This is a genomic window from Sulfitobacter sp. BSw21498, from assembly GCF_006064855.1.
Lineage (GTDB): Bacteria > Pseudomonadota > Alphaproteobacteria > Rhodobacterales > Rhodobacteraceae > Sulfitobacter.
In genome coordinates this window covers 1,177,628-1,201,326 of sequence record NZ_CP040753.1, presented here as the reverse complement: position 1 = coordinate 1,201,326, position 23,699 = coordinate 1,177,628, and the positions used below count along the sequence as shown (strand labels likewise).

The following is a 23,699-nucleotide window of genomic DNA, read 5'->3' as shown; positions in this document are numbered from 1 at the left end:
GGCGAGGATGAAACTCAGTGACTTTGACTTCGACCTGCCTGAACGCCTGATCGCCACGCGGCCCGCGGTTCCACGGACTGCGGCCAAAATGTTGGTTGCGCAAGGCGATATCATTGTAGACAGCACCGTATTTCAGATCGCGGATTGGCTGCGCCCCGGCGATCGGCTTGTGCTGAACGACACCCGTGTGATTCCCGCGCGATTGACCGGGTATCGCAGCCGCGACAGCGCCCAAGGGCGCGTGCAGGCCCGTATTGAAGTGACCTTGTTGGAGCCGCGTGGCGATTCCGACTGGACAGCATTGATCAAACCTCTGAAAAAGCTGAAACTTTCTGAAACGGTTGTCTTTAGCAGCGATCTTTCTGCGCGACTGGAGGGGATAGAGAACGGACAGGGCGTGTTGCGTTTTAACTGTTCTGGCCCAGATTTCGATGCGGCGCTCAATAGCGCGGGCGCGATGCCATTGCCGCCTTATATCGCGGGCAAAAGACCTGCCGACGCTCAGGATTTGACGGATTATCAAACCGTGTTCGCCAAGAATGCCGGGGCCGTCGCGGCACCAACGGCCTCGCTTCACTTTGATCAACCGTTGCTTGATCAGCTGGCCGCCATGGGGGTCAGTTTCAGCCATGTCACGCTGCACGTGGGGGCGGGTACCTTTCTCCCGGTTAAAGTCGACGATATTGCCGACCACAAGATGCATAGCGAATGGGGGCAGGTGAGCGCGCAAGCGGCTGCCGAGATTGTCGAGACCAAAGCCGCTGGTGGGCGGGTCATACCCGTCGGCACAACCGCGTTGCGGCTGGTCGAGACCGCGGCGCGATCGGGAATTATCCAACCGTGGGAAGGTGATACAGATATTTTCATCACCCCGGGGTTTGAATTTAACGTGGCTGACGCTTTGATGACAAATTTCCATCTTCCCAAATCAACTCTTATGATGCTCGTGTCGGCCTTAATGGGGCAGACAACTGTACAAAACATTTACAAGCATGCGATTGAATCGAATTATCGGTTTTTCTCCTATGGCGATGCGTCCTTGCTGTTCCCTAAGACGTAAATAAGCACCTGAACGTCGTTGAGGGGGGTGACACCTACCGTGATCGTCGTCAGGGAGGGATCACGTGGTGTTAAAGGATTCGTAAGATGCTTCAGGTACTGACCAGCGCATGGGCGCTTTTGTTGGGCATGTGTTTGCTGATGGTGGGCAACGGCATGCAGGGCACGCTTTTGGGTATTCGAGGCGGGATCGAAGCATTTTCGACGTTTGAAATGTCGATCGTAATGTCGGCTTATTTCGTGGGCTTTCTGGGGGGCTCGCGTATGGCACCGGGCATGATCCGTCGGGTTGGTCACGTACGCGTTTTTGCCGCGCTCGCGTCAATGATTTCTGCCGTCATGATTCTATATCCGACGTTCCCGAACGTCTTGGTCTGGTCAGCCGGGCGCGTACTGATCGGATTTTGTTTCTCTGCCGTCTACGTCACGGCGGAAAGTTGGCTAAATAACGCCGCGACCAACGAAAATCGCGGTCAGGCGTTGTCTTTGTATATGATCGTGCAGACGTTTGGCATCGTAATCGCCCAGGCATTGCTGCTCACGGCGGACCCGTCGGGCTTTGTGCTTTTTGTGATTCCGTCCGTTCTGGTAAGCGTCGCTGTTACGCCGATTTTGCTGTCGATCAGCCCCACGCCTGCGTTTGATACGACCAAACCGATGAGCCTGCGTGAACTGGCCGGGTTTTCGCCGCTTGGCTGCGTTGGGATGTTCCTATTGGGCGGGGTCTTCTCGGCGCAGTTCGGCATGGCATCTGTTTACGGCGCTGAGGCGGGGCTGACGGTCGCGCAGATTTCGATTTTTGTAGCGACGTTTTTTGTTGGGTCGGTCATTCTGCAATATCCAATCGGATGGATGTCTGATCGCATGGATCGTCGCCTCCTGATTGTGATTACATCGGTGATCGGCGGTATCGGATCCATCGTCGGGATGCTGCTGGGGCATAACTTTACGATTCTTTTACTGACAGCCTTTGTTGTTGGTGGCATGTCTAACCCACTGTATTCCCTTCTTATTGCGCATACGAATGATTTTCTTGAACCAGAGGATATGGCCGCGGCGTCTGGCGGGATGATCTTTATTAACGGGCTGGGGGCGATCTTGGGGCCTGTGATTACCGGTTGGATGATGGGTACTGCGCTTGGACCGGGGGGGTTCTATCTCTTTACGGCGGTCTTGTTTTTCGCCTTGTCCGTGTATGCATCCTATCGTGCGACCGTGCGACCGGCGATTCCTACAGATGAAACGGGCAACTACATTCCCATTTATCCCGCTGCGACGACCGTCGCGGTGGAGCTTGCGCAAGAATATGCCATCGAGAGCGAACAGGCTGCTGACGCCGAGGTGCCCTAGACGTTCTGCGAGGTCGCTATAGTTTGTACGTAGAACAGACCGAAATGATCATCGCAGAAATAAATGAAAGGGTGCTAAAGTATGAAAACGGCAAAAGAGGTCCGAGAGTTCTGGATTGACCAGGTCGGACCGGAAGGCTGGTACGCCGTCCGAGATGAATTGGACGACACAATTCGCGCGCAGTTCTTAGATACATGGGGGCTCATCGGGACAGGGCAATTGGACAGCTGGTTGACCGGTGCGGAAGGGACCTTGGCCTACCTCATTCTGGCGGACCAGTTTCCCCGCAATATGTTTAGAGGGAGCGAACGCGCGTTTTCGACTGATGTGCGTGCCCTAAGAGCAGCGCAAACGGCTGTTCGTAAGGAATGGGACCAACTGATTGACGCGCCAGCACGGCAGTTCTTCTACCTTCCGTTCATGCATTCGGAAAGTTTGACTGATCAAGATCACTGTGTTCGCTTGATCTGTGAGCGGATGCCGGATGCTGGCGACACATTGCTGCATGCACAGGCCCATCGACAGGTGATCCGAAAATTCGGCAGGTTTCCCTATCGCAATGAGGCCTTAGGGCGGCGATCGACCCCGGCCGAGTCCGCTTATCTGGACGCAGGCGGGTATGCGCACACTTTGCGCTCTATGGCGTGAATGCTGCGTTTACAAAGGCTGACCAATTCTGCGAGTTGCCGCCAATCGCAAGATAGTTTACCACTAAACTAAATTTCAATACGTGCTGCGAGGTTGCATAATGGCTGCTAAATCCTTTGATTTGATTGTGATCGGTGCGGGCCCTGGGGGCTATGTTGCGGCCATCCGTGGTGCCCAGCTTGGGCTCTCCGTCGCGATTGTCGAGCGGGAGCATCTAGGCGGCATTTGTCTTAATTGGGGCTGTATCCCGACCAAAGCGCTTTTGCGTTCATCCGAGGTGTTCCATCTGATGCAGCGTGCCAGCGAGTTTGGGCTTAAGGCGGATAATATCGGCTATGATCTGGATGCGGTGGTCAAGCGGTCGCGCAAGGTCGCGGGGCAGCTGTCGGGCGGTATCGGCCATTTGATGAAAAAGAACAAAGTCGCGGTGTTCATGGGCAGTGCGAGTCTGGCTGGCAAAGGCAAAGTCACTGTTAAGGCGAAGGAGGGCGAAGAGACGCTGATCGCCAAGAATATCGTTCTTGCGACGGGGGCACGGGCGCGGAACCTCCCCGGACTGGAGGCGGACGGTAAACGTGTATGGATGTATAAAGACGCACTCCAGCCGCCTCACATGCCGAAAAAGCTGCTTGTGATCGGCTCTGGCGCGATTGGCATCGAATTCGCGAGTTTCTACAACACTTTGGGCGCAGACACGACCGTGGTCGAAGTGATGGACCGCATTCTGCCTGTAGAGGACGAAGAGATCAGCAAATTCGCGAAAAAGCAGTTTGAAAAGCAGGGCATGAAAATCATGCAGAAATCTGTTGTCAAAAAGCTGGACCGTGCCGACGACAAGGTGACAGCGCATATTGAAACGGGCGGCAAAGTGACCAAGCACGATTTCGATACAGTGATTTCCGCTGTAGGTATCGTTGGAAACGTTGAAGATTTGGGGCTCGAAGATCTGGGTGTAAAGATCGACCGCACACATGTTGTGACGGATGAATATTGTCGCACCGGTGTCGACGGGCTGTACGCCATTGGCGATATCGCAGGCGCCCCTTGGCTGGCGCATAAGGCGTCTCACGAGGGTGTGATGGTCGCAGAGCTCATCGCCGGTCAGCACCCGCATCCGGTCAAGCCAGAATCCATCGCTGGATGTACCTATTGTCATCCGCAAGTTGCGTCGGTCGGCTATACAGAAGCGAAAGCCAAGGAGCTTGGCTTTGATGTTAAGGTCGGACGTTTTCCTTTTATCGGCAACGGCAAAGCGATTGCCCTAGGCGAACCGGAAGGCATGATCAAAACCGTCTTTGACGCCAAAACCGGAGAGTTGCTAGGGGCGCATATGGTCGGTGCGGAAGTGACCGAACTGATCCAGGGCTATGTTGTGGGGCGTCAGTTGGAAACCACCGAAGAAGATTTGATGAACACGGTCTTCCCTCATCCGACCCTTTCAGAGATGATGCATGAATCCGTGCTAGACGCGTATGGGCGCGTTATTCATATGTAGGTGACGCTAGCGCATATGTGGTAGTCTCTTTTTGCAACGCCCGGTGACATCTTCAATGTTATCGGGCGTTTGGCGTTAATAGGACGCATGAAAATGGACTGGGATACAGGTGTTCCTCTTGTGTTCCTATTTTTCCGTTGGAGAATCCGTATCACGCACCTATGTACTAAGCGTTAACGGGGGTCCGATATGGCTGAGCTAAAGAACATCGAAGTGCGCGGCGCGCGCGAGCACAATCTTAAAAACATCGATGTGGATATTCCGCGCGATAAATTGGTCGTGATCACTGGCCTTTCAGGGTCAGGTAAATCGAGCTTGGCCTTCGATACGATTTATGCGGAAGGCCAGCGGCGCTATGTCGAGTCGCTGAGCGCCTATGCCCGCCAGTTCCTTGATATGATGCAGAAACCTGATGTGGATCATATCAGCGGCCTGTCTCCCGCGATTTCGATCGAACAAAAGACAACGTCGAAGAACCCGCGGTCGACCGTGGGGACGGTGACTGAAATCTATGACTATATGCGTTTGCTTTTTGCGCGCGTTGGCACGCCTTATTCCCCCGCGACCGGCAAGCCGATCGAGGCGCAGCAGGTGCAGGATATGGTCGACCGGATCATGACCATGCCAGAGGGTACGCGGGCCTTCCTGCTGGCCCCGATTATTCGTGACCGTAAAGGCGAGTACCGCAAGGAGTTCCTTGATCTGCGCAAACAGGGTTTCCAGCGCGTTAAGGTGAACGGTGAATTTTACGAGTTGGACGAACCGCCCACGCTGGATAAGAAATTCCGTCATGACATCGACGTTGTTGTCGACCGTATTGTCGTGCGCGAGGGGCTAGAGACACGGTTGGCAGACTCCCTGCGTACCGCGCTTGATCTGGCGGATGGCATTGCTGTGCTGGAAACCGCCCCAGCCGAGGGCGAGCTCGAGCGCCATACATTTAGCGAAAAATTCGCCTGTCCCGTCAGCGGCTTTACGATCCCCGAGATCGAGCCGCGATTGTTTTCATTCAACGCCCCCTTTGGTGCCTGTCCGTCTTGTGATGGTCTGGGCAAAGAGTTGTTTTTTGATGAACGCCTTGTCGTTCCAGATCAAAACCTCAAGGTGTATGACGGCGCGCTGGCCCCGTGGCGCAAGGGTAAGTCCCCGTATTTCCTGCAAACTATCGAAGCTATCGCGAGACACTATAAATTTAGTGAAAATACGCGGTGGAAAGACCTGCCTGAAAACGTCCAGCAGGTTTTCCTGCGCGGTTCCGGCAAGGAAGAGATCAAGTTCCGCTATGACGAAGGCGGCCGCGTTTACGAGGTGAGCCGTGTGTTTGAAGGGGTGATCCCCAACATGGAGCGCCGCTACCGCGAGACCGACAGCAACTGGATCCGCGAAGAGTTTGAACGCTACCAGAACAACCGTCCCTGTGGCACCTGCAGTGGATACCGTTTGCGACCCGAAGCGCTGGCGGTCAAGATAGGACCGTCCGAGGGAAAGCCCGAGACGCTGCTCCATGCGGGCCAGGTCGTGCAAATGTCGATCCGCGAGGCTTTCGATTGGTGCACCAACGTGCCCGATTATTTGACCGTGCAAAAGAACGAAATTGCGCGTGCGATCCTCAAGGAAATCCGCGAGCGGCTAGGATTTTTGAACAACGTAGGGCTGGAATATCTGACCCTTGCGCGGTCAAGCGGGACACTGAGCGGCGGGGAAAGCCAACGTATACGTCTTGCCTCGCAGATCGGGTCGGGGCTCACAGGGGTGCTTTATGTGCTCGACGAACCGTCCATCGGCCTGCATCAGCGCGACAACGATCGTCTGTTGCAAACGCTGAAAAACTTGCGCGATCAAGGCAACACAGTGATTGTTGTCGAACATGACGAAGAAGCGATCCGCGAGGCGGATTATGTCTTTGATATCGGTCCGGGTGCCGGGGTGCATGGCGGGCGGGTCGTTAGCCATGGGACAGCCGAAGAGGTGGCGAATGACCCGAATTCACTTACGGGTCAGTATCTTACCGGCAAGCGGCAAATTGCGGTGCCTGCCAAACGGCGTAAAGGGAACAAAAAGAAAATCCGCGTGGTCAAGGCCACGGGGAATAACCTTCAGAACGTGACGGTGGACTATCCGTTGGGCAAGTTCGTCTGTGTGACGGGCGTGTCGGGCGGCGGTAAATCGACGCTGACCATCGAGACGCTGTTCAAGACCGCGTCAATGAACCTGAACGGTGCCCGCCAGACGCCCGCGCCCTGCGAAACCATCAAAGGCCTAGAGCATCTGGATAAGGTGATCGACATCGACCAGCGTGCGATTGGCCGTACGCCGCGGTCGAACCCTGCGACCTATACCGGTGCCTTCACCCCGATCCGCGATTGGTTCGCCGGTCTGCCCGAATCCAAGGCGCGCGGGTACAAGCCGGGTCGTTTCAGCTTTAATGTCAAGGGCGGGCGCTGCGAGGCTTGTCAGGGCGACGGTGTTATCAAGATCGAGATGCACTTTTTGCCGGACGTCTATGTCGAATGTGAAACCTGTAAGGGGCAGCGTTATAACCGCGAAACGCTTGAGGTGAAGTTCAAGGGCAAATCCATTGCCGACGTGCTGGATATGACCGTCGAAGATGCGCAGGGTTTCTTTCAGGCGGTGCCAAGCATCCGCGAGAAGATGGATGCCCTGATGCGCGTGGGCCTTGGGTACATCAAGGTGGGCCAGCAGGCGACCACGCTGTCAGGCGGCGAAGCGCAGCGCGTCAAACTGTCAAAAGAGCTCAGCAAACGCTCTACGGGCCGGACGCTGTATATTCTGGATGAACCCACCACAGGTCTGCACTTCGAGGACGTACGTAAGCTGCTTGAGGTGCTGCATGAGCTGGTGGATCAGGGGAATTCGGTGGTCGTCATTGAACACAACCTCGATGTGATCAAGACCGCCGATTACATCATCGACATTGGGCCCGAAGGTGGGGACGGTGGCGGTCAGGTGGTCGCCACTGGTACGCCAGAGCAGGTGGCAGAGGTAGAGGGAAGCTATACTGGGTATTACCTCAAGCAGATGCTGGCCCAACGCAAGGTTGCGGCTGAATAGTCGGCTTGTCGCGCCCATCATAGGTACGAGAAAAAATGCCCCGTCCTTCACAGGCGGGGCATTTTTATGGGTTATTTATGATCTTAGGCTCAGTTCAAAAGCCGAGAGGCAAGGCCGATCAGCGCGAGAACGTCGTTGGTCCGGGGGTCGACAGCGTAGATATAACCGTTGTCCTGGACATAGCGATCATACCGCGTGAGGCCGTGGGTGTGGGGGCGTTCAACCACAACATAGTGGGTCAGCCTGTCGCCTTTGGCGTGCTTGTGCTTGCTATGGCCTTTCGCCAGATGGCGCCCGTTGTCGCTGTAGCTCTTTTCGTGCTTTTTGACGGCTTTCTTATATTCTTTGACAGCCTTCTTATGCTGCTTGTCGTGCTTGTCATGACTGATCAGCGTCGCCTGTGGGGCAGCACCGATAAAATGCCCCTGCGAGCCATAGGTGGCAGCGCCAGCCTGTACAGCAGGGCTGAATGCCATCACGGCAAAGGCGCTTGCAGCTAGGGTAAGGGTTTTCATACTCGTTCTCCGTTCACTGTGTCGATACAGTAACGAACGAACGGGCATCGGGTTTCCGTCGCTTATTCTTGCAGCAGAAACCCGTTTGTCATGGCGCGTGGTCAGCCGTTGCGGCCGCGTGTTTCAAAGCGCGGCAGCATGGCCGAGAAATCCTTGCCGTTGCCGTCTTCGTTCTCGACAAACTGAGCGTAAAGCGCACGGGCCAGCTCCCCCATTGGGGTATCCGCGTTTGCCATCTCTGCGGCCTGCTGGGACAGACCAAGGTCTTTGAGCATCAGTTCGGCAGCAAATCCGGGCGTATAGCCGTTATCGGCAGGCGAGGTGGGGCCAACACCGGGCGCAGGGCAATAGGCGTTCATTGACCAGCTATACCCCGACGACGTGCTGACGACGTCAAACATTTTTTGACGGTCCAGCCCCAGTTTGTCGGCCAGCGCAAAGGCCTCGCAGGTGGCGATCATTGTAACACCAAGGATCATGTTGTTGCAGATTTTCGCGGCCTGACCTGCACCGGCATCGCCGCAATGCACGGCCTTTTGTCCCATGATGTCGAACAGGGGCTTAGCGTTGGCGAACGCCTCTTCGGATCCGCCAGCCATGAAGGTCAACGTGCCGCCAGAGGCCCCGCCAATACCACCGGAGACAGGTGCGTCAACGGCCATAATACCTTTGTCTTCAGTTGCTTGCGCGGTGTTCTTCGCGCTTTCTACATCCACGGTGGAACAGTCGATAAACAGGGTACCTTGCGCCATATGCGGGATCGCCTGTGCTGCCACCTGCCGCAAGATCGACCCGTTGGGAAGCATGGTGATGACCGCGGCCATGCCAGCGACAGCGGCTTCAAGGCTGTCTGCAACGCGCACACCTTCCGCAGTGGTGCCCGCGACATCAAATCCAGCTACATCATGCCCTGCTTTGGCGAGGTTGGTCGCCATCGGTGCGCCCATATTGCCCAGTCCGATAAATCCGATCTTCATGCTCATGTCGTTTTCTCCAGTGTCAGGGCGTCTTCGGCCAGCGGGCGCAGCATCTTGGCTGTCGCGGCAAGCGGGACGTTCATATCGGCGAATTGCCAGCTTGGGTTACGGTCCTTGTCGATGATCGCGGCGCGGATGCCTTCCAGAAAATCGCCATGCTCCATTGCGCGGAAGGTAAAGCGGTATTCCATATCCAGCGCCTTTTCTATGCTTAGCGACGGACCGCGCAGACGGTGAATGATCTCTATTGTGCAGGCCATTGCGAGGGGGCTGCTGCGTTGCATTTTCTTGAGCGTGTCAGTGGCAAAGGCGCTGTCTGATGCGCGCAGGGCATTAAGGATATCGGCCAATGTCTCGCCCGCGAAGAAGCTGTCAATCTCTTCGGCCTGCGCCGCCAGAGCGGAGGCGGGGGGCGTCGTGCTCGCGGTTGCCAGAATAGCGACATCGCCAGAGTTCTCTAGTGCGGCGATCACATCAGGCCAGTTTAGCTCTGCAATGTAAGTATCGGCAAAGCCTGCATAAATCGCGTCTTCACCCTTCATTCGTGACGCCGTCGTGCCCAGATATTCACCCACCCGTCCGGGGGCCAGCGCCAGCATCAGGCTGCCGCCTACATCGGGCACCAGACCAATGCCGCATTCCGGCATCGCGATCTGGCTGCTTTCCCCCACGATCCGGTGCGACCCATGGCATCCGATACCGACACCGCCGCCCATCGTGAACCCCTGCAGAAAGGACACAACCGGCTTAGGGTAGGCGAAAATTTTGGCGTTCAGACGATATTCATCGGCCCAGAACGTGCGCCCGTAGGCATAGTCGCCCTTGGTGCCTGTGGCATAGAGTTCGGCAATATCGCCGCCCGAGCAAAAGGCACGATCCCCTTCGGCATCTAGGATAATCAGATCAACATTCGGGTCATGTTGCCATGCGTCGAAAGCGTCTTCGATGGCGAGACACATGTCGTAGGTCATGGCGTTCAGCGCCTGAGGGCGGGTCAGGGTGATCCGACCCGCGCGGCCTGAGATACGGATGGAAATATCGGTCATCGGTTTTTCAACATGTCGCGCGCGACTATGACCCGCATGATTTCGTTGGTGCCCTCAAGGATCTGGTGCACCCGTAGATCGCGCACCAGCTTTTCGATGCCGTAATCTGCCAGATAGCCATAGCCGCCATGCAGTTGCAGGCATTGATCCACGACTTTGCTACCGGCTTCGGTCACGAACTTCTTGGCCATGGCGCAGAACTTCGTTGCATCGGGTGCGCCAGTGTCCAGCTTCCACGCGGCCTGCCGCAAGAACACGCGGGCGGCCTGAAGTTCGATCTCCATCTCGGCAAGGCGAAACTGTAGCCCTTGGAACTGGTCGATAGGTTTGCCAAAGGCCTTGCGGTCGCCCATATAGTTCAGTGTTGCGGTCAGCGCGGTCTGCGCAGCCCCCAAGGAACAGGCGGCGATGTTCAAACGGCCCCCATCCAGCCCCATCATCGCATATTTGAAACCTTTGCCTTCTTCACCCACCAGATTTCCGGCAGGAATGTTGCAATTGTCAAACTGGACCTGCGACGTCGGCTGGCTGCGCCAGCCCATTTTATCCTCTAGCCCGCCAAATGACAGCCCTTCGGTTCCCTCTTCGACATAGACAGTGGACACACCCGCCGCACCGTCATCCGACGTGCGTACCATCGCGACATAAGCGTCGGAATACCCGCCGCCCGAGATGAACGCTTTGGTCCCGTTCAGCCTGTAGCCGTCGTTCGTGCGTTCGCATTTCGTCTTGAGCGCCGCCGCATCAGAGCCGGATCCGGGCTCTGTCAGGCAGTAGCTTAGCACCGTGTTCATACTCAGGATGTCAGGCATGATCCGCGCCTTGAGCTCATCACTGGCAAAGCTGTCCAGCATTTTGGCGCACATGTTGTGGATCGATAGGAACGCCGCGACCGACGGGCAGGCCATGCTGAGCGCCTCGAACACCAGCGTCGCGTCCAGCCGCGTCAATCCGGAGCCGCCCGCGTCCTCGGACACGTAAAGCCCGCCAAAGCCAAGCTCTGCAATTTTGGGCCAAAGGTCTTTGGGAATCGTTTCGTCTTTCTCCCACTTCCGGGCGAAAGGGGCGATATGGTCCTGGCCAAAGCCATAAGCCATATCGAAAATCGCGGTTTGCTCTTCTGAAAGTGCGAAATCCATAAACGGTGTCCCTCCCAAGACCGGTCGAATTGAACGTATGTTAAATTGTAAGCACGACCATGGCGATCACGCAAGCACCCTCCGGCGGGGAAACCGCCGAAGGGTAGGGGTAGGTCTTATTCCATCGGTTTGAAGTTGAACTCGCCACCTTCTTTGATGCCCGAGGGCCAGCGCGAGGTCACGGTTTTAGTGCGTGTGTAGAATTTGAACGCGTCCGGACCGTGCTGGTTAAGATCGCCAAAGACCGATTTTTTCCAGCCGCCAAAGGTGTGGTAGGCCAGCGGCACGGGGATTGGCACGTTGATGCCGATCATGCCGACGTTCACGCGGGCGGCAAAATCACGGGCCGCATCGCCGTCGCGGGTAAAGATCGCGGTGCCGTTGCCCATCTCGTGATCCATCGCGAGGCCAAGCGCCTCTTCGTAGGTCTTTGCACGTACGGTGGACAGAACTGGCCCGAAAATCTCGTGCTTGTAGATGTCCATGTCGGGGGTGACATTGTCAAAGAGGTGCGGGCCAACAAAGAAGCCGTCTTCATACCCTTGCAGTTTGAAGTCGCGGCCGTCTACGACCAGCGTGGCACCCTGATCAACACCAGTTTGCACCAGCCGTTCGATGTTTGCCTTGGCAGCCGCGGTGACCACGGGGCCGTAATCGACGTCCTTGCCCGAAGTATAGGGCCCGACTTTCAGCTTTTCGATGCGTGGCACCAGCTTTTCAATCAGACGGTCGGCGGTTTCGTCGCCCACAGGCACGGCGACCGAGATCGCCATGCAGCGTTCGCCCGCAGCACCATAGCCCGCGCCGATCAGCGCATCGGCGGCTTGGTCCAGATCGGCGTCTGGCATGATGATCATGTGGTTCTTGGCACCGCCAAAGCACTGAACCCGCTTACCATTCGCACAGCCCGTGCCATAGATGTATTCGGCGATCGGGGTGGAGCCGACAAAGCCGACGGACTGAATGACTGGATGATGCAGGATCGCGTCAACCGCTTCTTTGTCGCCGTTGACGACCTGAATGATGCCCTTGGGCAGGCCTGCTTCTTCGAGCAGTTCTGCCAGCATCAACGGCACGGATGGATCACGCTCGGACGGTTTGAGGATGAATGCGTTGCCGCAGACGATGGCGGGGGCAAACATCCACATCGGGATCATGGCCGGGAAGTTGAACGGGGTGATGCCCGCCGACACGCCCAAAGGCTGGCGCATGGAGTACATGTCGATGCCAGGGCCGGCGCTGTCGGTATAGTCGCCCTTCAGCAGCTCTGGCGCGCCGATGCAGTATTCCACGACTTCAAGGCCGCGCTGAACGTCACCGGCAGCGTCGGGCAGGGTTTTGCCGTGTTCGCGGCTCAGTGCTTCGGCCAGCTTATCCATATCGCGGTTCAGAAGGTCCACGAATTTCATCATGACCCGCGCGCGACGCTGGGGGTTCACCGCGGCCCAAGCAGGCTGTGCTGCCATAGCGTATTGTACGGCCTGATCCATTTCGGATTCGTTGGCCAGCGGGCATTGGGCCTGCACTTCACCCGTGGCGGGGTTGTACACGTCTGCGAAGCGGCCTGAGGTGCCTTTGACGTGGGCGCCGTTCATGTAGTGGGTCAATTCTTGCATTGAATGCTCCTTTACTGCGTTTGGCGGCAGGTTAGCCTTGCAAAAAACAAAGGAAAAGGGGCATCGGGTCAAAATCGTTTTGCATTATTGCAAAGCCCTGTTGTGGCTGAAAGAGTGGAGGCGGGGCGCTGCCCCCGTCCTTTGGACGTCCCCGGAGTTTAAGGGCAAAATGAAGAGCGTGAGGGAGCGTGGCAAATGATGGGAAACTGGGACGATCTGCGATTGTTTCTGGCAGTCGCCCGCGAACAGAGCCTGTCAGGGGCGGGTAAACTGCTGCGGCTTGATCCGGCGACCCTGGGGCGGCGTATGGCGCGGTTGGAAAAGACCATGCAAGCGGTGCTATTTGTGAAATCTCCGTCGGGGTATGCCTTGACCGAGGCGGGCACGCAGTTACTGGCCCGGGCCGAGGCCGCAGAGCAGGCGATGCGACAGGCCACGGCGGATGTTGCCGTGCCGTCAGATCAGTTGGCAGGGCAGATCAGGATCGGGGCCCCGGACGGGTGTGCCAACTATCTGTTGCCGCAGGTCTGCGCCCGTCTGGTGGCCGAAAATCCGGGGCTTGATATCCAGATCGTCGCCTTGCCGCGCGTGTTCAACCTGTCGCGGCGCGAGGCAGATATGGCGATCGGGGTCAGCGCGCCGACGGCGGGCAGGCTGGTCGTGCAGAAAATTGCCGACTATCAACTGCATCTTGCCGCTGCCGATAGCTATCTTGCGGAGCGTCCCGCGATACAAACGGTGGCCGATCTGCAGGGGCACCGCTTGGTGGGCTATATCCCTGATATGATTTTTGACCGCGAGCTTGATTATCTGGCAGCGCTTGGCATGACCCGGGTGCCCTTGGCCTCAAATTCGGTGTCAGTGCAGGTCAATATGATCCGTCAGGGTGGCGGGGTAGGGATCGTGCATGATTTTTCGCTTGCGGCGACGCCGGGGGTGACGCGCATTTTGACGAAGGATGTCAGCCTAAGCCGCGCGTTTTATTTAATTCGCCACGAGGACGACCGCCGCAATCTGCGTCTGAGCCGTTTTGCAGAAGCATTGGCGCAAGGTGTCCGTGCCGAAGTCGCAAAACTGGAGGCAATTACTTGACACGCAACAGTATTAAAGGGAACCTGACTTAAAGGTAATATTCTTGCGAAGGGGCCGATCATGCTAGTTTCCCAAATTCTCAAAACCAAGGCAGACGATAGTGTCACGACGGTCAAACCGGGGACACGCATCGCCCAAGCAGCGGCCATGTTGTCGGAAAAGCGGATCGGGACCCTGGTCGTGTCGGCGGATGGCAAAACCCCTGACGGTATCTTGTCAGAGCGTGACATCGTACGCACCCTTGGCCGCGAAGGCAGCGGCTGTCTGGACGACACCGTAGAGGCGCTGATGACGCGCGATCTGGTGACCTGTGCCATGAATGAAACCGCTGATGATATCCTTGCCAAGATGACCCAAGGCCGGTTCCGCCACATGCCTGTGGTGAAAGACGGCGAACTGATCGGGCTGATATCGCTCGGCGATGTCGTCAAGGCGCGCCTGATGGAGCTTTCGATGGAGAAAGACGCGCTGGAAGGAATGATCCGGGGGCACTAGCCCCGGCGAATTTGGCGTTGCATCTTTGTGGTGTAAATGCTTGCTTACACTTAGAATAACGACTTGAAATGACTGGACTCTCCCATGCGCGTTGGCCTTTACCCCGGCACCTTTGACCCGATTACTTTGGGCCATATCGACATCATCCGGCGGGCGGCGACGCTTGTTGACAAACTGGTGATTGGGGTCGCGATCAACCGTGACAAGGGACCCTTGTTCGAGCTGGAAGAACGCGTCGCCCAGATCGAAGAGGAATGCCGCAAGCTGAATGCGGAAACGGGTACAGAGATCGTTGTCCACCCGTTTGAAAACCTGCTGATCAATTGCGCCCATGATGTGGGTGCCCAAATGATTATTCGCGGGCTGCGCGCTGTGGCTGATTTTGAATATGAATACCAAATGGTCGGAATGAACCGGAAGCTCGATGATAGCGTCGAGACGGTATTCCTCATGGCCGAGGCCGAACATCAGGCGATTGCCAGCCGCTTGGTCAAGGAAATTGCCCGGCTTGGCGGGGACGTCAGTAAATTTGTGACGCCCGCCGTCAATGCCGAGCTGTTAAAGCGGTTTAATCAATAACGTTCAGAGGGTTTTCGCAACCTCGCGCGAGGTGTCGAGCATACGGTTCGAGAACCCCCATTCGTTGTCATACCAAGCCAGAACCCGCAGTTGCGTCCCGCTTTGGACCGACGTCTGATCAAGGGCCACAACACACGAATGTGTATCGTGGTTCAGGTCGATCGACACCAGCGGACGCTCTACCAGACCCAGAATTCCCTTCAGTGGGCCTTCTTGAGCGGCGGAGCGCAGGGTGTCGTTGACCTGATCCACAGTGACCTCTTTGGACAGCTCGACCACCAGATCGACGCAGGACACGTTGGGCGTGGGCACACGGATAGCGGTACCGCCGATCAGCCCGTCCAGCGCTGGCAATACCTTGCCCAGCGTTTTCGCCGCACCGGTGGTGGTGGGGATCATCGACAGGGCTGCGGCGCGGGCGCGGTACAGGTCGCTGTGGGCCGTGTCGTGCACCGGTTGGTCGCCCGTGTAACTGTGAATTGTGGTCATATGCCCGTGCTTGATGCCAAACGCGTCATGCAGGGTTTTGGCCAGTGGGGCCATGCAGTTGGTGGTGCAGGACGCGTTGCTTAGCACGGTGTCCTCGGCGGTGATGAGATCGTGGTTTACACCGTAGACGATTGTTTTCATCGCGTCTTTACCCGGTGCAGAGATCACAACCCGCTTTGACCCGTTCGCCAGATGCTTGGCGGCGGCGTCGCGGGTGGTGAAGATGCCAGTACATTCCAACACGATGTCCACGTCGCCCCAAGGCAGCGCTGCAGGGTCGCGTTCGGCGGTCACGCGGATCGGGCCTTGGCCCACATCCATTGTGTTTTCACCCAAGGTTACGGGGCGGCCAAAGCGACCGTGCACAGAGTCGAATTCGAACAGATGCGCATTGGTTTCCAGCGGGGCAAGATCGTTGATTGCCACCACCTGCAAATCATTGTCGCCACGCTCAATCAATGCGCGCAAGACGTTACGACCGATGCGGCCAAAGCCGTTGATTGCCAATTTGGTTGCCATGGGGCGTCCTCCTGAATGTGATAGCGCTAACATCGGCATTTATGACAAAGTGTCAAGCTGTGCGGGGTAATATTGCGTCAGGGGTAAGTTAAGAAGGGCAGGGTAAGCGCACGGATCAGCGCCAGAATGCCAGCCAATCAATCAGGTCGACGAATTTTTTAGTCAGAAAAATCAGGTGCTCGCTGCCATAGACCAGCGCATCAATTCCCAGTGCGGTTAGCAGTACAACAGCGAGGGAGATGGCGATGGGGGTGTCCATGGGGCGGTGGTCCTTGCCTGCGGGTGGCCCAGATATGACAGGGCAACCCGCGCGTCGCAAGTCTTAGCCAAGTTTGCCCATGGCGACGGCCACATCGGCCATACGGACAGAGAAGGCCCATTCATTATCGTACCACGCCAGAACGCGCACCAGACGCTTGCCGACAACCTTGGTTTGGTCCGGGGCGAAGATCGATGAATGTTCGGTATGGTTGAAATCAACCGATACCTTTTGTTCGGCGTCATAGGCCAAGACACCCGACATTGGGCCGTTCGCCGCGACGCGCATCGCGTCATTGACCTCTTCGACCGTTACATCGCGACCCGCGGTAAAGGTCAGATCGACGGCGCTGACGTTGGGGGTCGGGACGCGCATCGCAGTCCCGTCAAGTTTGCCCTTCAGCGCAGGCAGTACTTCACCCAACGCCTTGGCCGCGCCGGTAGAGGTCGGGATGATCGCCATAGCAGCCGCGCGGGCGCGGTACAGATCGTCATGACGGCGGTCGAGCGTGGGCTGGTCACCGGTATAGCTGTGCACTGTGGTCATGATGCCGCTTTCGATGCCGAATGCGTCATGCAGTGCCTTGGCCAGCGGGGCGAGACAGTTGGTCGTGCAGGACCCGTTGGAAATCATCGTATCAGAGGCTTGCATCTCGTGGTCATTCACACCGTAAACGACTGTGCGATCCACGTTTTTGCCCGGTGCAGACAACAGCACGCGCTTGGCCCCCTGATCCAGATGCACCTTGGCCAGCAGGCCGTCGTTGAACTTGCCAGTACATTCCAGCACGACGTCGCAGCCTTCCCAGTTCAGGTCGTTCATCTGATAGGTCGACATGACCTCCATCTCGCCGCGGCCCAGATCAAGCGTGCCGTTGCCGACCTTAACCTCGTTGGGAAAGCGCCCATGCACTGAATCGTATTTGATCAGATGGGCCGCAGTCTCCAGAGGACCGGTCGCGTTGATCCGGACCACCTCGATATCATCCCGGCCCGATGCCGCAATATGAGACAGGGTGCAGCGGCCGATGCGGCCAAATCCGTTGATACCGACTTTGATGGTCATGGGGACGTCCTTTGGCAAAGATCTGGAACTTTCCGGTTCTATATCTGGTGGCCGTGAAGGGTGGGAAGGGCCAAAACCCTCTAATTTCCGTATGTTAGCGATAAATGTTAGTGTTAGCGATAACCCTTTGATTGGCTTTGCCTTCCGCCTGCGCTGCGCTACCCTTAGCGCAACAAAGATGGAGAGATTAAATGAGCGGCCTATTAGCCCTGTTGGATGATGTTGCAGCGATTGCAAAGGTGGCCGCGGCCAGTGTGGATGATGTGTTCGGGCAGGCGGCCAAGGCCAGTGCCAAGGCTGCGGGTGCCGTGATCGACGATGCTGCCGTGACCCCCAAATACGTGAGCGGTTTCGAGGCCGACCGCGAGTTGCCTATCATCTGGCGCATCACCAAAGGGTCGCTGAAAAACAAGCTGGTGTTCTTGTTGCCCGCAGGTTTGCTGCTGTCGAATTTCGCCCCGTGGCTCATTGCGCCTTTGTTGATGTTGGGCGGGGCTTACCTGTGTTTTGAGGGGGCTGAAAAGATCGCCCATGCGCTTGGGGTGGGGGGCAAGGGCCACGAAGAGCACCCCCCCGGTGCCGATGAAAATGTGATCAAAGACCCCGCCAAGCTCGAAGAGCAAAAGGCAAAAGGCGCGATCAAGACCGACTTTATCCTGTCCGCCGAAATCATGACAATCGTTCTGTCCAACCTAGAGGTGTCGAACTTCTGGATGGAGGCCGGTGCCCTAGCCGCCGCGGCTGTGATTATCACGGTCGCCGTCTATGGCTCGGTCGCGCTGATCGTTAAAATGGACGACGTTGGCCTCTATATGGCGAAGAACGGCAATCTGGGTCTGACCCGGGGTCTCGGGCGTGGGATCGTGCGCGGTATGCCGTGGTTCCTAAAGGCGCTGACCATTATCGGCACAGCCGCCATGCTTTGGGTCGGCGGATCGATCATTGTACACGGTATGGAAGAGCTCGGCTTTGCTGGCCTCGGCCATCTGATCCACGACTACGCTGTCGCCTTTGGCCATCTGGTCCCCGCTGCTTATGTTGGGGCCGCTGAATGGATCGCCAAGGCTGCAATGGACGGTGTGTTCGGTCTGGCCCTTGGGCTGGTGCTGATCCCGGTGGGTGAAAAGATCATTACCCCGCTGTGGCGCGCTATCTTCAACCGCAAGGATGCTGACGCTCACGCTTGATTGGCGTAGGTGAGAAGAAGGGAAAGGGGGCGCAGGTTGCGTCCCCTTTTTTAATGGCTGGATGAGGTCGGACGTTGGGGGGCTGCTGCGTGCCCTCTATAAGCGTCGCTTCAGTATGTGGGGGAACGCTGCGGCGACCTTACAGCAAGACCTATCAGCGAACGTTAAGATATATCCTTGGTTCCGATAGGAGCTGCGGGTGGAAAAAACCTGGAGCCCACGGTGCATTGGAACCTTTGTCACGCCTCGTCGGTTAAGCGGTAAGGCATGGGACGCCATAACGTTCACCCCGACATGTCATTTTTTGAAATTCAGTGCAGGATGCTTGATCCGCCACTTTGATATGGAGGTCTTTTTATGAAATTCACCCCCCTCGCTTGTGCAACCATACTGGCTTGCGCCGTAGCACCCGTTCTTAACGCAGGTGTCGCGTTGCCCAGTGCGACAATTTCTTCCCTGACCGTGCCAATGGCGCAGGATTCCCAGATCGTGAAGATCAAGAACGACAAGGAAAAGGGCCCTAAAAAGGCTAAAAAAGAAAAGCCTAAAAAGGAAAAACATAAGAAGGAAAAACACGCGAACAAAGAGAAAAAACACGAGAAGCAGGCCAAGAAGTTAGAGAAGAAGTTTGAAAAGCACGATAAGGTAAAAGTGAAAATCAAACGGTCGAAAGAGGACCGTTCACGCATTTCAAGCGAGATTCTGGAAGTGCGCGCACCTGAAGGTCGTGACATGAGCGTGCTACTTGGTGCCGTGCCACTGGCGCTTTTGGGCTCTCAGATCGCCTTTGCTGACGTCCCCGAAGAAAAACTGCTGACCTATCGCAACTGCCCACCGGGCCTGGCAAAAATGGACCCACCTTGCGTACCCCCTGGTCTTGCCAAAAAGGGCGTGACCTATGAGGAATGGGTGGCATACGACGATAAGCAGCTTGACGACATCTATCTTGATCAGCGTGAGTATTTTCTGGATCGGGACATTGTTGTCGATGGCGGAAAAGATATGGATCGGGACATCGTCCGTGACGAAAATCTAGATCGGGACGTCTTCCTTGACGACGATACCCTGTTGCTGAGCTCGGACCAGATTGCATCGCTTTACGATCTTCGTCCCGCACCGGCAGACAAGCGCTATGCGTTGATCGATGGCCAGCCTGTGTTGCTCACCCACGAAGATTACACATCGCTGCTGCGGATCAATGAACTGGCACGGGTAGAAAACCTGCCAGAGGGCGTGCGCATTGCACCCACAGCAGCGTTGACGCAGAACGAATTGCGCCAGACCTACAAGCTGCCACAGCTAGAGACGGGCAATAACTATGCTGTTGTGAATGGTGAGCTGGTGACGTTGCAGGACAGCGCATTCGAGACACTACAGCTCATCCGGATCGCACGCGCCATTTTTTAAGGCCGCGCTGAATCTAGAAAGGTTGCGTGTACCACGCCTCTCGAAGCTTCTGCCAGCTTCAGACGGCCAGCAATACCGAATAATAAAAATAAAAAGGGGGAGCAAAATGCTCCCCCTTTTTCGTGTTGATCGTGTCCGTTCAGATCAAAGCAGCGCTTTGGCTTTATCGGCGACATTTTGGGGCGTAATACCGAACTTTTCGAACAGCTCTTCGGCAGGGGCGGAGGCACCGAAGCGGTCCATGCCAACGAAATCGGCTTTGTTCCACTTACCACGCTCGCCGGTGAGCCAGCGATCCCAGCCTTGGCTCACAGCGGCTTCCACGCCGACACGCACGGGGCCAGCGGGGAGGACACGGCGACGGTAGGCTTCGTCTTGCTCGGCAAAGAGCTCCATGCAGGGCATGGAAACAACGCGTGTGCCGATGCCTTCGGCCTGCAGCAGGTCACGGGCTTTCAGCGCGATCTCGACCTCGGAACCGGTGGCGATCAGGATGACCTGACGTTTGCCTTCGGCGTCGGCCAGAACATAGGCCCCCTGTTCGGTCAGGTTTTTGTTCTTGTGCTCAAGCCGGACAGTGGGCAGGCCCTGACGGGTCAGAGACAGCACGGACGGTGTTTTCTTGCTGCTCAACGCGATTTCCCACGCCTCGGCTGTTTCGACCGTATCGGCGGGGCGGAACACATAGGTGTTGGGTGTCGCGCGGCTGATTGCCAAGTGTTCGACCGGTTGGTGCGTCGGGCCGTCTTCGCCCAAGCCGATGCTGTCGTGTGTCATAACGAATACGGTCGGTACCTGCATCAACGCTGCAAGGCGCATCGCAGGGCGGGCGTAGTCGGTAAAGCACATGAACGTACCGCCGTAGGGGCGGACGCCGCCGTGCAGCGCCATGCCGTTCATCGCAGCGGCCATACCGTGTTCGCGGATGCCCCAATAGACATAGCGCCCGCCACGGTTGTCTACATCGAACACGCCCAGATCAGCGGTCTTGGTGTTGTTCGAGCCGGTCAAATCAGCAGAGCCACCAACGGTTTCCGTGTACAGCGGGTTCAACACCTCAAGCGTTTTTTCGCTGCTGGCGCGGGTGGCCAGTTTCGGCGCGTTTTCAGAGGTTTGCTTTTTGAACGCCTTGATTGTCGCGCTCAGTTTCTTAGGAGCGTCACCGGCCAATGCGCGGTTGAACTCTTCGCGTTTGCTGCGCGACATGGCATCGAAACGCTCTTCCCAGGCACGGCGGTCGTCTGCACCGCGTTTGCCAATCTCTTCCCATGCGGATTTCACATCGGCGGGGACTTCGAACGGGCCGGTTGTCCAGCCATAGGCGGCTTTGGCGGCGGCCATTTGGTCGGCGTCGGTCAGCGCGCCGTGGCCTTTGGACGTGTCCTGTGCGGCGTGACCTAGGGCGATATGCGTTTTGCAGGCGATCATCGTGGGCAGATCGGATTTGCGCGCTTCCGTCAGGGCGGCGTCGATTTCATCAGGATTGTGGCCGTCGATCTCGATCACGTGCCAGTCTGCGGCTTTGAAACGCGCAACCTGATCGACCTTGTCGGACAGCGATACCGGCCCGTCGATAGTGATGTCGTTGTTGTCCCACATTACGATCAGCTTGCTTAGCTTGTGACGGCCTGCAAGGGCGATCGCCTCGTGGCTGATGCCTTCCATCAGGCAGCCGTCACCCGCGATCACGTAGGTAAAGTGGTCCACGATCTTCTTGCCGTATTGCGCGCGCTGGATTTCTTCGGCCATGGCAAAGCCGACGGAATTTGCGATCCCCTGACCCAGCGGGCCGGTGGTGGTCTCAATCGCATCGGCAAGGAAGTTTTCAGGGTGGCCCGCCGTGCGAGCGCCCATCTGGCGGAAGTTCTTGATCTCTTCGAGCGGGAATTGCTCGTAACCGGTGAGGTGCAGCAGCGAATAGATCAGCATGGACCCGTGGCCCGCGGACAGAATGAACCGGTCGCGGTCAGGCCACAGTGGGTTGGCGGCATCGAACTTTAGGTGCTTTTCGAACAACACGGTGGCGACGTCCGCCATGCCCATCGGCATGCCCGAGTGGCCGGAATTGGCGGCGGCGACGGCGTCCAGTGTCAGGGCGCGAATGGCGGTCGCTTTGGACCAATGGGCGGGATGGGCTTTGGCGAGGGCGTTCAGATCCACGGTGCAAGCTTCCTTATAAAGGGGGAAAGGGTTTGCGCGGATCAATACCAGCCACCCCACAAAGATCAAGGGCCACAGGACTCCGCCAGTGGTATCGCTTTTCCGCCCTGCCAAGGCATTGTTCTTAAAGGGGCAGTATTCCGCCTTTGGTTTGGGTAGGATTGGCTGAAACCACATTGACCAGCGATTCGATGGTTGGCAAACTGTGATATACGACTGACATACGACGTTTTACGAGGAACCCTGCGATGAGCGACATAGAACACTTGCAAGGCCGTATTCTGGCGGCGCTTGAAAGGGCGTCGCGCGGAGCGGACAAACTGGCGGTCGCCAAAGACGAGATCCCCGATCTATCTCAAGATCTGGCGCAAGAGCGCGCTGTCAACGTCGAGCTGGCGGAACAGGTCGACGCTCTGAAAAAGCGCCTTGCGGATGAAACGTCTCATCTGCGTGCGGAACTGGCGACAGCGCAGGCGCAAAACAGCAGCGCTGACGCAGCACGGACCCAGACCGAAAAGCTTGATATGGAGTTGCAACGGGTGCGCCGCGCCAATGCGCAACTGGCCGATGCTTGCGCCGCGCTGCGCGAGGCCAATGCCGAAGGGGTCGGTGACGCCGGTCTTATCAATGCCGCTTTGCAAGCCGAGCTTGATGCCGTGCACGCCGCCCGCCGCGCTGATGTGGCAGAGGCTGACGCGATCCTGTCTGTTCTAACGCCGCTTGTCCCCACTGCCGAGGAGTCTGCCTGATGCCCGAAGTTTCCATTTCTATCGGCGGTCGCCAGTTCGAAGTATCCTGCCAAGAGGGCGAGGAGGATTACCTGCACTCTGCCGCCAAGATGCTGGATGACGAGGCACAGGTGCTGTCAGATCAGGTCGGTCGGATGCCCGAAGCGCGGATGCTGTTGATGGCGGGTCTGTTGCTTGCCGATAAGACCGCCTCCGTCGAGGACAAGATAAAGGAAGCCCGCGCCCAATTGGCAGAGCGGGACGCCGAACTTGCCAGTCTGCGCAACGTTGTGGTCGAGCCAGAGCGGATCGAAGTCGCCGTTATTCCCCAAGGCGTGACCGATAGTCTTGCCGAAATGGCTGCCCGCGCGGAAGCCTTGGCAGACGAAATCGAAGACAAGGCCAGATGATGCCGCGCGCGGCACTCGCGATGGCTGCCGTGATTTGCACGTCAGGGAGCCAAGCCGTCGCGCAAGAACTGCCCTTTTCGGCGACCTATATCTGCGAGCGGGGCGTCGAGGTTCCGGTGTCATATTCAAGCCCGGACCAGGCCAATTCGACTGCGGTGCTTTATGTCGAAAATCGCATGATCACGCTGGTACAATCGCGCGCAGCTTCAGGCGCGCGGTATGAATGGCCCTCGGACGGTTCTGGTTATATCTGGTGGAACAAGGGGAACGCTGCAACGCTCGTCTGGCATGACGCGGTGGCGGACAACGACACGACAATCTATGCGGAGTGTCGCACGCAATAACGCGAGCGCCCGACGATAGGGTATCCCGTTCAAAGCGTATATCGGGTG

The 23,699-nt window shown here is 57.2% G+C and carries 22 protein-coding genes; 13 read left to right on the top strand and 9 right to left on the bottom strand.

The features are described from left to right. The first annotated feature begins 7 nt into the window (after positions 1–7). From queA to uvrA, 5 genes are all read left to right on the top strand, one after another. Positions 8–1,060, top strand: coding sequence for a tRNA preQ1(34) S-adenosylmethionine ribosyltransferase-isomerase QueA (queA, locus tag E5180_RS05820; protein WP_138923561.1), 1,053 nt, complete (start codon positions 8–10; stop codon positions 1,058–1,060). A gap of 86 nt (positions 1,061–1,146) precedes the next feature. Continuing rightward, positions 1,147–2,409, top strand: a complete 1,263-nt coding sequence (locus tag E5180_RS05815; RefSeq protein ID WP_138923560.1) for an MFS transporter — start codon at positions 1,147–1,149, stop codon at positions 2,407–2,409. Positions 2,410–2,490: 81 nt separating this feature from the next. Further along, positions 2,491–3,057, top strand: a complete 567-nt coding sequence (locus E5180_RS05810) for a DUF924 family protein (RefSeq protein WP_138923559.1) — start codon at positions 2,491–2,493, stop codon at positions 3,055–3,057. A gap of 100 nt (positions 3,058–3,157) precedes the next feature. Further along, positions 3,158–4,552: a dihydrolipoyl dehydrogenase gene (gene lpdA / locus E5180_RS05805; protein WP_138923558.1), complete on the top strand. Its 1,395-nt coding sequence runs from the start codon at positions 3,158–3,160 to the stop codon at positions 4,550–4,552. A 189-nt stretch (positions 4,553–4,741) separates the two neighbouring features. Further along, positions 4,742–7,624 carry an excinuclease ABC subunit UvrA gene (gene uvrA / locus E5180_RS05800; protein WP_138923557.1) on the top strand — a complete coding sequence of 961 codons (2,883 nt, stop codon included), beginning with the start codon at positions 4,742–4,744 and terminating at the stop codon, positions 7,622–7,624. Between the two features lie 89 nt (positions 7,625–7,713). Here uvrA and E5180_RS05795 read toward each other — a convergent pair whose 3' ends face one another. From E5180_RS05795 to E5180_RS05775, 5 genes are all read right to left on the bottom strand, one after another. Then, entirely contained in the window at positions 7,714–8,139 is a 426-nt protein-coding gene (locus tag E5180_RS05795) for a hypothetical protein (protein ID WP_138923556.1), read from the bottom strand. Positions 8,140–8,240: 101 nt separating this feature from the next. Then, positions 8,241–9,116 carry a 3-hydroxyisobutyrate dehydrogenase gene (gene mmsB / locus E5180_RS05790; protein WP_138925126.1) on the bottom strand — a complete coding sequence of 292 codons (876 nt, stop codon included), beginning with the start codon at positions 9,114–9,116 and terminating at the stop codon, positions 8,241–8,243. 2 nt (positions 9,117–9,118) lie between these two features. After that, complete coding sequence (locus E5180_RS05785; RefSeq protein WP_138923555.1) at positions 9,119–10,162, bottom strand: enoyl-CoA hydratase/isomerase family protein; 1,044 nt, start codon at positions 10,160–10,162, stop codon at positions 9,119–9,121. Further along, complete coding sequence (locus tag E5180_RS05780; protein WP_138923554.1) at positions 10,159–11,301, bottom strand: acyl-CoA dehydrogenase family protein; 1,143 nt, start codon at positions 11,299–11,301, stop codon at positions 10,159–10,161. The genes E5180_RS05785 and E5180_RS05780 overlap by 4 nt, the downstream gene beginning before the upstream one ends. A gap of 116 nt (positions 11,302–11,417) precedes the next feature. Then, positions 11,418–12,917 (bottom strand): CoA-acylating methylmalonate-semialdehyde dehydrogenase, encoded by a 1,500-nt coding sequence (locus tag E5180_RS05775; protein ID WP_138923553.1) that lies wholly within the window; start codon positions 12,915–12,917, stop codon positions 11,418–11,420. 195 nt (positions 12,918–13,112) lie between these two features. Here E5180_RS05775 and E5180_RS05770 point away from each other — a divergent pair, with 195 nt between their 5' ends. From E5180_RS05770 to coaD, 3 genes are all read left to right on the top strand, one after another. After that, positions 13,113–14,009, top strand: a complete 897-nt coding sequence (locus E5180_RS05770) for a LysR family transcriptional regulator (RefSeq protein WP_138923552.1) — start codon at positions 13,113–13,115, stop codon at positions 14,007–14,009. A gap of 60 nt (positions 14,010–14,069) precedes the next feature. Further along, positions 14,070–14,504 (top strand): CBS domain-containing protein, encoded by a 435-nt coding sequence (locus E5180_RS05765; RefSeq protein ID WP_093733051.1) that lies wholly within the window; start codon positions 14,070–14,072, stop codon positions 14,502–14,504. Between the two features lie 84 nt (positions 14,505–14,588). Next, a complete protein-coding gene (gene coaD / locus E5180_RS05760; protein ID WP_138923551.1) occupies positions 14,589–15,083 on the top strand; it encodes a pantetheine-phosphate adenylyltransferase in 495 nt (164 codons plus the stop codon). Between the two features lie 3 nt (positions 15,084–15,086). Here coaD and gap (E5180_RS05755) read toward each other — a convergent pair whose 3' ends face one another. The 3 genes from gap (E5180_RS05755) to gap (E5180_RS05750) all read right to left on the bottom strand — a co-directional run bounded on the left by gap (E5180_RS05755) (position 15,087) and on the right by gap (E5180_RS05750) (position 17,415). Then, positions 15,087–16,091, bottom strand: a complete 1,005-nt coding sequence (gene gap, locus E5180_RS05755; RefSeq protein ID WP_138923550.1) for a type I glyceraldehyde-3-phosphate dehydrogenase — start codon at positions 16,089–16,091, stop codon at positions 15,087–15,089. Between the two features lie 115 nt (positions 16,092–16,206). Further along, entirely contained in the window at positions 16,207–16,350 is a 144-nt protein-coding gene (locus tag E5180_RS15690; RefSeq protein WP_167354526.1) for a hypothetical protein, read from the bottom strand. A gap of 63 nt (positions 16,351–16,413) precedes the next feature. Beyond that, a complete protein-coding gene (gene gap / locus E5180_RS05750; protein WP_138923549.1) occupies positions 16,414–17,415 on the bottom strand; it encodes a type I glyceraldehyde-3-phosphate dehydrogenase in 1,002 nt (333 codons plus the stop codon). Positions 17,416–17,606: 191 nt separating this feature from the next. Between gap (E5180_RS05750) and E5180_RS05745 the strand changes: the two genes are divergently transcribed. Then, complete coding sequence (locus E5180_RS05745; protein ID WP_138923548.1) at positions 17,607–18,602, top strand: DUF808 domain-containing protein; 996 nt, start codon at positions 17,607–17,609, stop codon at positions 18,600–18,602. A gap of 357 nt (positions 18,603–18,959) precedes the next feature. Then, positions 18,960–20,009 carry a transketolase gene (locus tag E5180_RS05740; RefSeq protein WP_254700541.1) on the top strand — a complete coding sequence of 350 codons (1,050 nt, stop codon included), beginning with the start codon at positions 18,960–18,962 and terminating at the stop codon, positions 20,007–20,009. Between the two features lie 144 nt (positions 20,010–20,153). On the opposite strand, the gene tkt is transcribed toward E5180_RS05740, so the two are convergent. Next, positions 20,154–22,169 carry a transketolase gene (gene tkt / locus E5180_RS05735; RefSeq protein ID WP_138925124.1) on the bottom strand — a complete coding sequence of 672 codons (2,016 nt, stop codon included), beginning with the start codon at positions 22,167–22,169 and terminating at the stop codon, positions 20,154–20,156. A gap of 248 nt (positions 22,170–22,417) precedes the next feature. Between tkt and E5180_RS05730 the strand changes: the two genes are divergently transcribed. From E5180_RS05730 to E5180_RS05720, 3 genes are read left to right on the top strand one after another with little or no spacing between them, the layout of a single operon-like run. Continuing rightward, positions 22,418–22,918 (top strand): hypothetical protein, encoded by a 501-nt coding sequence (locus tag E5180_RS05730; RefSeq protein ID WP_138923547.1) that lies wholly within the window; start codon positions 22,418–22,420, stop codon positions 22,916–22,918. Beyond that, positions 22,918–23,307, top strand: coding sequence for a cell division protein ZapA (locus tag E5180_RS05725; protein ID WP_093733044.1), 390 nt, complete (start codon positions 22,918–22,920; stop codon positions 23,305–23,307). Before E5180_RS05730 ends, E5180_RS05725 begins: the two co-directional genes overlap by 1 nt. Next, positions 23,307–23,651 carry an MliC family protein gene (locus E5180_RS05720; RefSeq protein WP_254700540.1) on the top strand — a complete coding sequence of 115 codons (345 nt, stop codon included), beginning with the start codon at positions 23,307–23,309 and terminating at the stop codon, positions 23,649–23,651. The genes E5180_RS05725 and E5180_RS05720 overlap by 1 nt, the downstream gene beginning before the upstream one ends. The last annotated feature ends 48 nt before the right edge of the window (positions 23,652–23,699 follow it).

Bases quoted from the DNA above. Each gene is read 5' to 3' on its own strand.
- E5180_RS15690 (WP_167354526.1), bottom strand. From the start codon at position 16,350: ATGGACACCCCCATCGCCATCTCCCTCGCTGTTGTACTGCTAACCGCA.
- coaD (WP_138923551.1), top strand. From the start codon at position 14,589: ATGCGCGTTGGCCTTTACCCCGGCACCTTTGACCCGATTACTTTGGGC.
- E5180_RS05725 (WP_093733044.1), top strand. From the start codon at position 22,918: ATGCCCGAAGTTTCCATTTCTATCGGCGGTCGCCAGTTCGAAGTATCC.
- gap (WP_138923550.1), bottom strand. From the start codon at position 16,091: ATGGCAACCAAATTGGCAATCAACGGCTTTGGCCGCATCGGTCGTAAC.
- E5180_RS05720 (WP_254700540.1), top strand. From the start codon at position 23,307: ATGCCGCGCGCGGCACTCGCGATGGCTGCCGTGATTTGCACGTCAGGG.
- E5180_RS05785 (WP_138923555.1), bottom strand. From the start codon at position 10,162: ATGACCGATATTTCCATCCGTATCTCAGGCCGCGCGGGTCGGATCACC.
- gap (WP_138923549.1), bottom strand. From the start codon at position 17,415: ATGACCATCAAAGTCGGTATCAACGGATTTGGCCGCATCGGCCGCTGC.
- E5180_RS05730 (WP_138923547.1), top strand. From the start codon at position 22,418: ATGAGCGACATAGAACACTTGCAAGGCCGTATTCTGGCGGCGCTTGAA.
- uvrA (WP_138923557.1), top strand. From the start codon at position 4,742: ATGGCTGAGCTAAAGAACATCGAAGTGCGCGGCGCGCGCGAGCACAAT.
- E5180_RS05765 (WP_093733051.1), top strand. From the start codon at position 14,070: ATGCTAGTTTCCCAAATTCTCAAAACCAAGGCAGACGATAGTGTCACG.
- E5180_RS05780 (WP_138923554.1), bottom strand. From the start codon at position 11,301: ATGGATTTCGCACTTTCAGAAGAGCAAACCGCGATTTTCGATATGGCT.
- E5180_RS05795 (WP_138923556.1), bottom strand. From the start codon at position 8,139: ATGAAAACCCTTACCCTAGCTGCAAGCGCCTTTGCCGTGATGGCATTC.
- mmsB (WP_138925126.1), bottom strand. From the start codon at position 9,116: ATGAAGATCGGATTTATCGGACTGGGCAATATGGGCGCACCGATGGCG.
- lpdA (WP_138923558.1), top strand. From the start codon at position 3,158: ATGGCTGCTAAATCCTTTGATTTGATTGTGATCGGTGCGGGCCCTGGG.
- E5180_RS05775 (WP_138923553.1), bottom strand. From the start codon at position 12,917: ATGCAAGAATTGACCCACTACATGAACGGCGCCCACGTCAAAGGCACC.
- E5180_RS05745 (WP_138923548.1), top strand. From the start codon at position 17,607: ATGAGCGGCCTATTAGCCCTGTTGGATGATGTTGCAGCGATTGCAAAG.
- E5180_RS05810 (WP_138923559.1), top strand. From the start codon at position 2,491: ATGAAAACGGCAAAAGAGGTCCGAGAGTTCTGGATTGACCAGGTCGGA.
- E5180_RS05815 (WP_138923560.1), top strand. From the start codon at position 1,147: ATGCTTCAGGTACTGACCAGCGCATGGGCGCTTTTGTTGGGCATGTGT.
- queA (WP_138923561.1), top strand. From the start codon at position 8: ATGAAACTCAGTGACTTTGACTTCGACCTGCCTGAACGCCTGATCGCC.
- E5180_RS05740 (WP_254700541.1), top strand. From the start codon at position 18,960: ATGAAATTCACCCCCCTCGCTTGTGCAACCATACTGGCTTGCGCCGTA.
- E5180_RS05770 (WP_138923552.1), top strand. From the start codon at position 13,113: ATGATGGGAAACTGGGACGATCTGCGATTGTTTCTGGCAGTCGCCCGC.